Source organism: Maribacter chungangensis (genome assembly GCF_042676845.1).
In the GTDB taxonomy this organism is placed as follows: domain Bacteria; phylum Bacteroidota; class Bacteroidia; order Flavobacteriales; family Flavobacteriaceae; genus Maribacter; species Maribacter chungangensis.
Window position 1 is genome coordinate 37,071 of the sequence record NZ_JBHTHY010000005.1, and the last position, 11,883, is coordinate 48,953.

Sequence of the window (11,883 nt, forward strand, 5' to 3'; positions counted from 1 at the left end):
AAATTCCTTGAGAATAGTTCCCGAATATATCAGATTATTAGGCTTATTGCTGCTTTTAGCGATGGGCGTACCCGTCTTTGCCCAATACGAAACAAAGCTTTCGGTAAGCCTAAACGAGTATACCAAGGAACTGGATATTAAACAAGAATACACCTATTATAACGACTCGCGGTATAGCCTCGGTATTCTGTATTTTAATGACTGGGCCAATGCCTACTCCAAAAAAAACACTGGCTTGGCCAAACGCTTTGGTGAAGAGTTTAAAAAAAGTCTGCACCTGGCAAAGGATAGTGAACGCGGCTTCACCAATATTATCAGTGTAGTAGATAATGAATATAACGGCTTGCAATGGGATCGGGCTCCGGGAGAAGATATTGTTCAAATTAGGCTAAACAAACCCTTGGCGCCGGAGACGACCACCAAAATATTCATTACCTATAAAGTGAAACTACCCTCGGATAAATTTACCACCTACGGATATGACAATAGGGGTAATTATTACTTAAAGGATTGGTACCTCACCCCGGCGGTATACGACGGTAAGTGGCGTTTATACGCAAATAAGGACTTAGAGGACCTGTACACCAATATTACCAAAACGACCATAGAGTTTAACTATCCGGACAGCCTTTATTTAACATCCAACTTAACAATAGGAACAGAATCGAAATTTCCCAACTCACAATTCGCTCAGATAACGGGAGAAAAACAAAAAAGTGCTGAACTGATCTTAAGAACCACTGACGATTTCATAACCCATATAACGCCTACGCTAACCATAGAAACAGATATTTCCGCGCCACGGTACAGTTCTATGGAACAAAGCATCAGTATAAACAGGATAACGGATTTCATTCATGAGAATCTGGGGGACTATCCCCATAAAAAACTATTGGTAAGCCAACTGGATTATAACAAAGACCCTCTTTTTGGTCTCAACCTATTACCCTCCTTCTTAAGACCATACGAACAGCAGTTTCAATTTGAGATGAAATTTCTGAAAACGGCATTGAACAGTATGCTCAAGGAAACCCTCTTTTTAGACCCAAGAAGTGAACAATGGTTAAATAGCGCAATAGCCAATTATTTGATGATCGCTTATGTAGAAGCATACTATCCCGATCAAAAACTCTTTGGGAACTTATCGCGTATCTGGGGTCTACGTAGCTTTAACCTGGCAAAAATGGATTTCAATGATCAATATGCATTTTTGTATAACCTAATGGCGCGAAGCAACAGAGATCAAGCCCTAACGGTTCGCAACGATTCCCTGATCAAATTCAATCAAAAAATAGCCAATAAGTACAAGGCCGGTCTGGGACTGGCCTATTTGGCCAATTACGTAGGTAAGGAAAAAGTGGACGAAAGCATTAAGTCCTTTTTTACGTATTACCAATTAAACAAAGTAAGCACCAAGGATTTTGAGTCTATCCTAAAACGGGCAACCACAAAAGATATCAACTGGTTCTTTGAAGAATACATAGCGTCTGACAATCGAATAGACTTTAAGATAAAAAAAGTTGAAAAACTTGGTGATTCCCTTGCCGTTAGTATAAAAAATAAGGCAGGTACCAATGTACCTATATCCATGTTCGGACTTAAGAATGATAGCGTTATTTCTAAATATTGGTTTTCCGATATTAAAGAGGTCGAAACATTTACCGTTCCAAATAAGGAGGAAGACAAATTAGTTCTGAACTACGATCAAAAGATACCTGAGTTCAACCAACGGGATAATTGGAAGTCACTCGGTGGTTTTCTTTCAAGCAACAAAAAACTGCACTTTACATTCTTCAAGGATTCAGAAAATCCAAATTACAACCAAGTATTCTACGTACCTGTGTTAAACTTTAATATTTATGATGGGTGGACACCAGGTATGCGGCTTTATAACAAAACATTTTTGGAACGGCCCTTTGTCTACGATTTCGCCCCCTCCTATTCGTTTAGGGAAAAAGCTTTTGTAGGGTATGGAAGGTTCAACTATCGGAAGTATTTGAACAAAACCGGACTCTATGTTTCTAACTATGGCATCTCCGCTTCCACTTCCCATTTTAACGTAAACTCCAGGGCAACTTCGGTAACACCTTCCTTAAGTTTTGGTTGGAGACCGGATGACCTTAGGTCCGATAAGCGGGAATTTTTAACCTTTAGGTATATTAATATTCTTCGTGATTTTGACGAAAGTATACAGGATTTGGCCAACGACTTCGAAAACCCAGATTATAGCGTGTTTAATGCCAGATATTTAAACAGGCATAATGGCATACTGGATTATAATTCGTGGTCTGTTGATTTTCAGTTGGCAGGCAATTTTAGTAAAGTGGCCTTCGAATATGAGTACCGAAAGCTTTTTGAAAGTAACAGACAATTCAATCTTAGATTCTTTGCTGGTAAATTTTTGAGCAACAACACCGATACCAACTTCTTTAACTTTGCCTTGGATAGGCCAACAAACTATCTGTTTGATTATAGTTATTTGGGACAATCGGAAGATTCGGGAATCTACAGCCAACAACTCATTATTGCCGAAGGTGGTTTTAAGTCATTTTTGGACGAAGAATACCGCTTTTCCGATAATTGGATGACCACTGTAAACTCTAGTATTAATCTCTGGAGATGGATAGAGGTTTACGGTGATGCCGGGCTAGTAAAAAATTCCGGTACAAAAGCAAAATTTGTTTATGATTCCGGTATTCGTTTAAACCTGGTAACCGATTTCTTTGAGCTGTATTTCCCCGTTCACTCCAACAATGGCTGGGAAGTAGGCCAACCAAACTATGGGGAGAAAATCCGTTTTATAATTACGGTGAGCCCCAGAACACTCACAGGTTTATTTACCAGGACTTGGTTTTAGGTTTCATATCCGCAACAAAACCCTTTATTATTAAGCAATTATTAACAAATACATAATTATTTGTTGCTTAAACTAGTAATATCTCAACCAATATTGACGTTGTAGCATTGCAAAAACCCTTTTGTTTAAGTACTTTTGCAATCATACAAAATGGCCTATGAACGTCTCTTCCAAAACAAGCAACGATATTTCCTTTGAAGATTTTAAGGCACAAATTCTTCAAGACTACGAAATAGCTATCCTAAGCAGGGCTTGTAGTCTTTTGGGTAGAAAAGAAGTACTTACCGGCAAGGCTAAATTCGGGATTTTTGGAGACGGCAAGGAACTGCCTCAATTGGCAATGGCAAGAGCCTTTAAAGACGGGGATTTTAGAAGCGGATATTACCGGGACCAAACGTTTATGATGGCCTTAGGGCTTTTAAGACCAAAGGATTTTTTTCATGGCCTATACGCAACCACCAACATGGAACTGGAACCCATGAGCGGCGGTCGCCAAATGGGAGGTCACTTTCTTACCTACAGCCTTAACGAGGATGGTACATGGAAAGATCTAACACAACAGAAAAACAGTAGCGCAGATATTTCTTGTACCGCGGGGCAAATGCCTAGGTTGCTTGGATTGGCCCAGGCCTCAAAGGTATATAGAAAGGAGAAAGGAATGGATAGTGCCAAATTTTCAGATGACGGTAATGAAGTGGCGTGGGGAACCATAGGTAATGCAAGTACAAGCGAAGGAATGTTCTGGGAAACCATAAATGCGGGAGGTGTACTACAAGTTCCCATGGTCGTAAGTATCTGGGACGATGAATACGGAATTTCCGTACCCGCTAAACACCACACTACAAAAGAGGACATCTCAAAAATAGTATCAGGTTTTCAGCGCGACGAGGAACATGAGGGTTATGAGATATTAAAAGTTAAGGGATGGGACTATACCGCCTTAATGCATGCCTACGAAAATGCCTCGGATATTGCCAGGCAGGAACATGTACCGGTAATCATTCACGTAACCGAACTGACCCAACCACAAGGACACTCCACTTCCGGTTCCCACGAACGCTACAAAGACGATAAGCGCTTGGAATGGGAACGCGACAATGACTGCAACAAACGGTTCAAAGAGTGGATATTGGAGTCCGGAATTGCGGCCGCCTCAGAATTGGAAGACTTGGAAAAGCAGGTGAAGAGAACCGTGCGCGAAGCCAAAAAAGAAGCCTGGGCAGAATTTTTAAAAGAAAATATTAAAGCGAAAAAAAGTCTTGTGCAGCTCTTGCATTCGGCCGCAAGTAAAAGTCCCAATAAGAACTTTTTGACCAAGCTGAAAAATGATCTTATAGCGGTTGAAGAACCTATATTAAAAGATTTGGCCATCGCATCCAGAAAATCGCTGCGCTACCTTTTGGGGGAAGCGACACCGGAACGACAGGCCTTGGTACACTGGGTAGAAAACTTTCTTGCCGAAGCGCAACCAGAATTCAGTTCCTATCTATACAGTCCCAACGAAAATAGGGCGACCAATATAGAAGCCATTGCACCCACTTATGCTACAAATACGGAAAAAGTAGACGGACGTGTTATTCTTAGGGATAATTTTGACCAACTATTTAACACGTATCCAAATGCCTTGATATTTGGAGAGGATACCGGAGTCATAGGTGATGTAAACCAAGGTCTGGAAGGTTTACAGGAAAAGTATGGAAGTACTAGAATAGCGGATACGGGCATAAGGGAAACAACCATAATTGGCCAAGGTATTGGCATGGCAATGAGAGGTTTACGGCCCATTGCAGAAATTCAGTACTTGGACTATATATTTTATGCCATGTCTTCCCTAACGGATGATTTGGCAACATTGCTATATCGTACAAAAGGAAAGCAAAAAGCACCGTTGATCGTAAGAACCCGTGGGCACCGATTAGAAGGGATATGGCACTCCGGTTCCGAAATGGGGGGACTCATACACTTGCTGCGAGGCATGTATATATTGGCACCAAGAAACATGACCCAGGCAGCAGGTTTTTATAACACGCTAATGAAAAGTGATGAGCCCGCATTGGTCATAGAAAGCCTTAACGGCTATCGTTTAAAAGAACCCAAACCTAATAATTTAGGTGAATTTTGCACACCTATTGGCGTTGTGGAAACCATAAAGACAGGAAGCGATATAACATTGGTTTCCTATGGTTCTACACTAAGAATAGTAGCACAAGTGGCCAGGGAATTGTTGGAAGTAGGCATAGATGCAGAAGTTATCGATGCGCAGACCCTACTTCCCTTTGACATAACCCACGATGTAGTCAAGAGTATTCAAAAAACGAACCGGCTTTTGGTGATAGACGAAGACGTTCCAGGTGGGTGCGCCGCCTACCTCCTAAACGAAATTGTAGAAAAGCAGCAGGGCTACCGTTACTTGGATAGCGCGCCACAAACCTTGACCGCACAAGCACATAGGGCCGCTTATGGAACGGACGGAGATTACTTTTCCAAACCGAATGCAGAGGATATTTTTGAAAAAGTGTATGACATCATCCATGAAGCAAATCCACTTGATTATCCAAAATTGAGGTAATAGTAATCGGTTATAATTTTTTTGTAAACGTATTTACAGAAATGTTGATTCCAGTATAAGAATCATATTTCTTGTTATTTTCCAAGTAAAACGTATTTATTCATACCATTTTTCGTTTACAACGAGTAATTTTGTTCCAAACGACCAAAATCACCAAAAAATGGATTCTATTCTAAAGAAATACTACGCAATAGATGCATGTTCTTTAAACGCTTTAGAAGGTTATGAAAGCGTAAATTTCAAGGTAACATCCAACTCGGGCACCTTCGTTTTAAAAAAATATCCCTATTCGGAAGAGACGCTTGCTATCTTACAAGCCGAGGATACCGTGGCAGGGAAACTGCAAGAAATACCAGGTTTACAGTTTTCAAAGAGCATCAATTCATTGGAAAACTCCACGTATACCATAGTAGATGGTTTCATTTACCGGCTCTTACCCTTTATCGAAGGTGAATTTTTAGCTGAAATTGATAAAGATGAGGCTTTACAACGTTCTTTTGGTACTGCTATGGGAACAATAGACAAAACCCTATTAGGGCACTATGATGCAGTGATCAGCGCAAAGGAAACCCTATGGGATTTAAAACATTTCACGAACAACCGTCAATATTTGGATGATATCCCAGATACAAAAGATCGCAACATAGTTCGTTATTTTTTTATTCAGTTCCATGAGCAAATCACTCCTGTCCAACATCGGTTTCGTAAAAGCACGATACATAACGACGCCAACGATTGGAACATACTAACTACGAACGGAAAAGTTACGGGAGTTATCGATTTTGGTGATATGTGCCACACGTGGCTCATTAACGAACTTGCCATAGGCCTTACGTATGTGATGATGGGTGAAAAAAATCCGTTAATGGTGGCAAAAACAGTAGTATCGGCCTATAATTCCGTACTTCCCTTGGAAGAACTGGAGCTAGATGCGTTATACTACCTAATTGCGGCCAGATTATGTACTAGTGTATGTAACTCGGCCCACACCAAAAAACAGAAACCTGATTCGGATTATATTACCATTAGCGAGCAACCGGCTTGGAATTTATTGCGAAAATGGCTGAGCATTAATCCTATTCTTGTTAAAGACACGTTTAGAAAAGCTTGCGGCTTCAACGAAACGGAAAAGCAAACCTTGGAACATCAGCTTAATAGAAGAACAAAAAATATAAGCAATGCACTATCCTTAAGTTATACGGAACCTATTCAAATGTCACGCTCTGCATTCCAGTTTATGTACGACACGGATGGCAATACCATACTGGATGCTTATAACAATATTATGCAGGTAGGTCATTGCCACCCCAGGGTTGTGGAAGCAGGACAGCGAACCATGGCGCGTTTAAACACCAACACCCGTTATGTGTACGAAGAACTGCTATCCTATTCGGAGAAGCTGTTATCCAAGTTTCCATCTCAACTCAATAAGGTCTTTTTTGTAAACTCCGGCAGTGCGGCAAGTGATCTTGCCATGAGAATGGCCAAAACCCATACCAACAAGAAAAAAGTGATGGTTTTGGAGCACGGCTACCATGGCAATACCCAAAACGGTATCGATATTAGTCATTACAAATACAACCACAAGGGCGGAAAGGGGAAAATGGAACATATTCTACAGACCCCAATGCCCAAGGTTTATGGTTGCGGTTTTGAATCGGAGTCGGAAGCCAGCGCCCATTATTCGGATATTACAAAAAAACAGATTGCAGATGAAGAAGGTAACATAGCGGCATTTATAGCAGAACCAATTGTGGGCTGTGGCGGCCAGGTTCCTTTGGCCCAGAATTATTTAAAAGAGGTCTATCCTAAAATTCGTGCGCAAGGCGGTATTTGTATCAGCGATGAAGTACAAGTAGGGTTTGGCCGACTAGGATCACATTTTTGGGGCTATGAAATGTACAACGTAGTTCCGGATATGGTGATATTGGGCAAACCTATGGGGAACGGACATCCTATTGGGGCCGTTGTAACGACAAGCGAAATTGCGGAAAGTTTTGATAACGGTATGGAGTTTTTCAGCTCTTTTGGCGGTAATCCGGTTTCCTGTGGCATAGGAGAAGCCGTTTTGGACGTCATTGAGGAGGATCGGCTGCAAGCGCATGCATTTGAAGTTGGCTCTTACCTTAAGGATGAACTTTCGGCACTTAAAGAAAGGTATAAGGCAATTGGGGACGTTCGAGGGAGCGGATTGTTCTTAGGGGTAGAAATAATACGGCCTAATGGTAGCCCTGATACCGCATTAGCACAAACCATAAAAAATAGTTTACGTGAAAATTACATATTGATAAGCACAGATGGCCCTTATGACAATGTGCTTAAAATAAAGCCGCCCTTGTATTTTAATCTTACAAATAGCGCAGAACTTATAAATCAATTGAAAATAATTTTAGATAAGACAATAAAAATTGATAATTTTAAACAGAATAAAAAAAAATAATATGAACACCTCCCCCTTAAAAGATATTGGGCTTGCCTTTTTCAGGATTTCCATGTCTGTTCTAATGATCACCCACGGTCTTCCAAAATTTCAAAAACTTATCTCTGGCAATTTTGAATTTGGTGATCCTATTGGAATTGGCGCTACCCCTTCTCTATTTCTTGCCGTAATTGGTGAATTTATTTGTCCTATTTTGATAATTATAGGTTACAAGACACGGTTTGCTAGTATCCCGGTCATAATTACCATGTTGGTCGCCGCATTTATCGTACACAGCGCAGACCCATTAGGAACAAAAGAAAAAGCGCTCTTGTTCCTGGTCTCCTTTATAACCATAGCCCTGCTTGGGCCCGGTAAGTTTAGTATTGACAGAAAATAAACACTAATGCCCTTTAGTCGCTAACAGATTAGGTTTGTAGTGTAGCGTGTATCGATGTTCGAACAAGAGCCTTACGGCTTTTACCGGCTTGTAACTTATTTGGTTAATTTAAAAAATCTTTACGATAAGTTCTTTTAACAAATCGGACTGATTTATGTTGGTAGCGCCCAATCCCTTTCCTTTCATGTCCATTTTTCGTAGATGGGAAATTACCTGACTCACTTTTTTCATAGGAAAGTTTCGGGCGGCGGTTTGCATTTCGTCCACAAAATAAGGATTAATACGTAACACGGAAGCTACATTTTTTGGCGAATGGTCTTTTAGACCGTGGTACTGAAGCAACTGGGTAAAAAATATATTGAGCATGGTAACGGTAAGCACAAACGGATTGTCCTTAGGGTTTTGGGCGAAATAATTGACAATTTTGGTCGCCTTCAACATATTACGCTCGCCGATGGCCTTTTTAAGTTCAAAGTTATTATAGTCCTTACTAATACCAATGTGTTCCTCTATGTGGGCCGGAGTGATCTCTATGCCTTGCGGTAGCATTAACTTTAATTTGTTAAGTTCACTTAAAATTCTCCCCAAATCGGTTCCTAAATGTTCCGCTAAAAGCATGGCAGATTTCTGTGGAATGGAAAAACCTACTTGCTTTCCCGTTTTTTGAATCCATGACGGAATCTTATAGTCCTTTAAAACCTGACTTTCAAAAACTACCCCGTTTTTTTTAACCGCTTTGTATAGTGGCTTGCGTTTGTCCAATTTCTTGTATTTGTAGCAAATTACAAGAACGGTGGTCTGTTGCGGATTCTTGGCATAGGCGGCCAAATTTTCTATGGTCCTCGAGAGATGTTGGGCCTCCTTTACAATAACCACTTGCTTTTCTGCCATCATAGGATAGCGCTTGGCATTTCCTACGATATCATCAATACTAACATCCTTTCCATAGAGCACCATTTGATTAAAGCCTTTTTCCTCCTCGGTGAGCACTTTGCTGGCTATATAATCAGAAATCTTATCTATATAATAAGGTTCCTCACCATGTAAAAAATAGATAGGTTTTAAAATCCCCTTACGTATATCGTTTACAATTTGTAATGCTTCGTCCATTCGGAAAAAATGATGAAATTTGTGTCATGCAACCGTTACAATTTCCCAGCTACAGCTTCAGGCTCAAAAATAAACAAAATAAGCCCTTCATCTTTGACCTAGTGCGGAAAAAGTTCGTTCGGCTAACGCCGGAAGAATGGGTGCGCCAGCACGTACTAAACTATCTTGTTCTAGAAAAAAAGTACCCTCTTAGCCATATCAATACAGAGAAACAGATTGTAGTGAACGGCTTAAAAAAAAGATACGATATCGTCGTTTTTAATGCGGACGGCAGCATTCATTTACTGGTAGAGTGTAAGGCCCCCGAGGTAAAAATCAATCAGGATACCTTCGACCAGATCGCCAGGTACAATTTTAAGCTTGATGCCACCTTTCTTATGGTGACCAACGGGCTGCAGCATTTTTACTGTCAGATGCTCAAAAAAGAGGAAAAATATGAGTTTTTACGGGAGATTCCTGAATTTAGCCGTTAATTTGCGATCGGTTTGAAGATCGCTATCGTCATACTCAACTGGAACGGAGAAGTGCTTTTGGAGCGTTTCTTGCCATCGGTTATAAACTATTCTGCCAATGCTGAGATCTATGTGGCTGACAATGCCTCTACAGATGGCTCCATATCATTCTTAACAGACAATTACCCGAGCATAAAAATAATCCGGAACAGTAGTAACGGCGGCTATGCCAAAGGCTACAATGAAGCTTTGCAACAGGTGAAAGCGGATATATTTTGTTTATTGAATTCTGACGTAGAGGTATCCGAGAGATGGTTGGAACCTGTCATCCAAGCTTTTGAACATATACCCGAAGCAAGTGTTATACAGCCCAAAATATTAGATCTACTAAAACCCGACCACTTTGAATATGCAGGGGCCGCAGGAGGTTATATAGATAAACTGGGATATCCTTTTTGCAGGGGTAGAATATTTCAGCACTTGGAACAAGATACGGGCCAATACAATGACGTCAAAGAAATATTCTGGGCCACTGGAGCTTGCATGTTCGTAAAAAGTGAGGTATTTAGAGCTTTAGATGGTTTTGATTCCGACTATTTTGCCCACCAAGAAGAAGTTGATTTTTGCTGGCGGGCAAAAAACAAAGGGCATAAAATATATTATGTCGGGGCATCTTACGTTTATCACCTTGGCGGCTCTACCTTAAGCAATATGAATCCAAAAAAAACATATCTTAACTTTAGGAACTCGCTCTTTTCCATCACCAAAAATCTTCCCTTAAGAATAGGGTTTGCCATTATTTTTGTCCGGCTACTTTTAGATGGGGTAGCTGCACTACGCTTTATTCTTCAAGGTCGCTTTAAACACTGTTTCGCTATTTTAAGGGCGCATCTTAGTTTTTATAGGCAACTGCCCAAAATGCTAAAGAAGCGGGAGAAAGCTATATTTACAATTAAGTACTATGCAACAACGTCCATAGTATGGTCCTATTTCGTACATGGAGTAAAGAAGTTTAACATTTTAGTAAAAGATTAACTAGCAGAGAGATTTAACATATCACAATTTGTATAAATTTGAAGTTGATTAGTACTAAAACACAGTAAATAACAAATCTTTTAATATAGTTCACAATTATGAAAAAAATCATTTTAGGCTGTCTTGCAGCAACGTTCTTATTATCTTCTTGTGTATCGAAAAAGAAATTTTCGGATCTGGAGGCAAAACACAAGGAAACGCAGGATTTATTGAATTCCGCCACGGTTAAATTAAACGATTGTTTAGAAGAAGAGGCTACCGCTTCGGCCAGGTTAAAAACTTTAGAAGACCAAAATGCGTTCTTAAAAGCAAACAACCAGGAATTGATCAACAACATGGGCAATCTTACTACCTTAACTACAAAAGGTGCGGAGAACCTGGAGAAATCTTTGGAAAGCCTGCAAGAAAAGGATTTGACCATTCGTAAATTAAACGATGCCATTACGCGAAGAGATTCTGTAAACCTTTCGTTGGTACAGAGCTTAAAAGGTGTTTTGGGCAACTTGGACGACGAGGACATCGAAATAAGTGTGGAAAAAGGAGTTGTTTTTGTTTCAATTTCCGACAAGTTATTGTTTAGCAGCGGGAGCTACAATATTACCAAAAGAGCCAAAGATGTTTTAGGCAAGGTAGCCAAGGTTGTAAACAATAAGCCGGATTTTGAATTTATGGTAGAGGGGCATACAGATGATGTACCCTACAGAAGAAACGGTGCTTTGTTGGACAACTGGGATTTGAGCGTTAAACGTGCAACATCCGTAGTTAGAATATTGCAAAATGATTTCAACGTAGACCCAAAGAGAATGACCGCGGCCGGAAGATCCGAGTATATCCCGGTATCCTCTACAGAAAAATCTAGAAACAGAAGAACAAGAATCGTCGTACTTCCAAAAATAGACCAGTTCTACAGTATGATCGAGGAAGGGATGAAAGACCCTGCTATCAATAAATAATCGATAGATCATATACATTATACAAAAGGGTGTTTGACAAGTCAAGCACCCTTTTTTTTATGCGATATTTTCAACTAGGATTACTATG

8 protein-coding genes are annotated in these 11,883 nt (G+C 40.3%); 7 read left to right on the forward strand and 1 reads right to left on the reverse strand.

The annotated features are described in order from the left end of the window. Positions 1-7 precede the first annotated feature (7 nt). From ACFQZJ_RS07745 to ACFQZJ_RS07760, 4 genes are all read left to right on the forward strand, one after another. The gene (locus ACFQZJ_RS07745) at positions 8-2,857 is read left to right on the forward strand and encodes a metalloprotease (RefSeq protein ID WP_379933616.1); all 2,850 of its coding nucleotides are present in this window, start codon (positions 8-10) and stop codon (positions 2,855-2,857) included. Between the two features lie 157 nt (positions 2,858-3,014). Then, the gene (locus tag ACFQZJ_RS07750) at positions 3,015-5,426 is read left to right on the forward strand and encodes an alpha-ketoacid dehydrogenase subunit alpha/beta (protein WP_379933618.1); all 2,412 of its coding nucleotides are present in this window, start codon (positions 3,015-3,017) and stop codon (positions 5,424-5,426) included. Positions 5,427-5,586: 160 nt separating this feature from the next. Then, the gene (locus tag ACFQZJ_RS07755; protein WP_379933620.1) at positions 5,587-7,866 is read left to right on the forward strand and encodes an aminotransferase class III-fold pyridoxal phosphate-dependent enzyme; all 2,280 of its coding nucleotides are present in this window, start codon (positions 5,587-5,589) and stop codon (positions 7,864-7,866) included. A gap of 1 nt (position 7,867) precedes the next feature. Beyond that, positions 7,868-8,245, forward strand: a complete 378-nt coding sequence (locus ACFQZJ_RS07760; RefSeq protein ID WP_379933622.1) for a DoxX family protein — start codon at positions 7,868-7,870, stop codon at positions 8,243-8,245. A 108-nt stretch (positions 8,246-8,353) separates the two neighbouring features. Here ACFQZJ_RS07760 and holA read toward each other — a convergent pair whose 3' ends face one another. Further along, on the reverse strand, positions 8,354-9,355 hold the full coding sequence (gene holA, locus ACFQZJ_RS07765; protein WP_379933624.1) for a DNA polymerase III subunit delta: 1,002 nt from the start codon (positions 9,353-9,355) through the stop codon (positions 8,354-8,356). Between the two features lie 26 nt (positions 9,356-9,381). Here holA and ACFQZJ_RS07770 point away from each other — a divergent pair, with 26 nt between their 5' ends. From ACFQZJ_RS07770 to ACFQZJ_RS07780, 3 genes are all read left to right on the forward strand, one after another. Continuing rightward, positions 9,382-9,828 carry a type I restriction enzyme HsdR N-terminal domain-containing protein gene (locus tag ACFQZJ_RS07770; RefSeq protein ID WP_379933625.1) on the forward strand — a complete coding sequence of 149 codons (447 nt, stop codon included), beginning with the start codon at positions 9,382-9,384 and terminating at the stop codon, positions 9,826-9,828. Between the two features lie 12 nt (positions 9,829-9,840). Beyond that, complete coding sequence (locus ACFQZJ_RS07775) at positions 9,841-10,842, forward strand: glycosyltransferase family 2 protein (RefSeq protein WP_379933627.1); 1,002 nt, start codon at positions 9,841-9,843, stop codon at positions 10,840-10,842. A gap of 98 nt (positions 10,843-10,940) precedes the next feature. Continuing rightward, entirely contained in the window at positions 10,941-11,795 is an 855-nt protein-coding gene (locus tag ACFQZJ_RS07780) for an OmpA/MotB family protein (protein WP_379933629.1), read from the forward strand. The last annotated feature ends 88 nt before the right edge of the window (positions 11,796-11,883 follow it).

Coding starts and splice junctions, on each gene's coding strand:
- ACFQZJ_RS07750 (WP_379933618.1), top strand. CDS start 3,015: ATGAACGTCTCTTCCAAAACAAGCAACGATATTTCCTTTGAAGATTTT.
- ACFQZJ_RS07755 (WP_379933620.1), top strand. CDS start 5,587: ATGGATTCTATTCTAAAGAAATACTACGCAATAGATGCATGTTCTTTA.
- ACFQZJ_RS07760 (WP_379933622.1), top strand. CDS start 7,868: ATGAACACCTCCCCCTTAAAAGATATTGGGCTTGCCTTTTTCAGGATT.
- holA (WP_379933624.1), bottom strand. CDS start 9,355: ATGGACGAAGCATTACAAATTGTAAACGATATACGTAAGGGGATTTTA.
- ACFQZJ_RS07770 (WP_379933625.1), top strand. CDS start 9,382: ATGCAACCGTTACAATTTCCCAGCTACAGCTTCAGGCTCAAAAATAAA.
- ACFQZJ_RS07780 (WP_379933629.1), top strand. CDS start 10,941: ATGAAAAAAATCATTTTAGGCTGTCTTGCAGCAACGTTCTTATTATCT.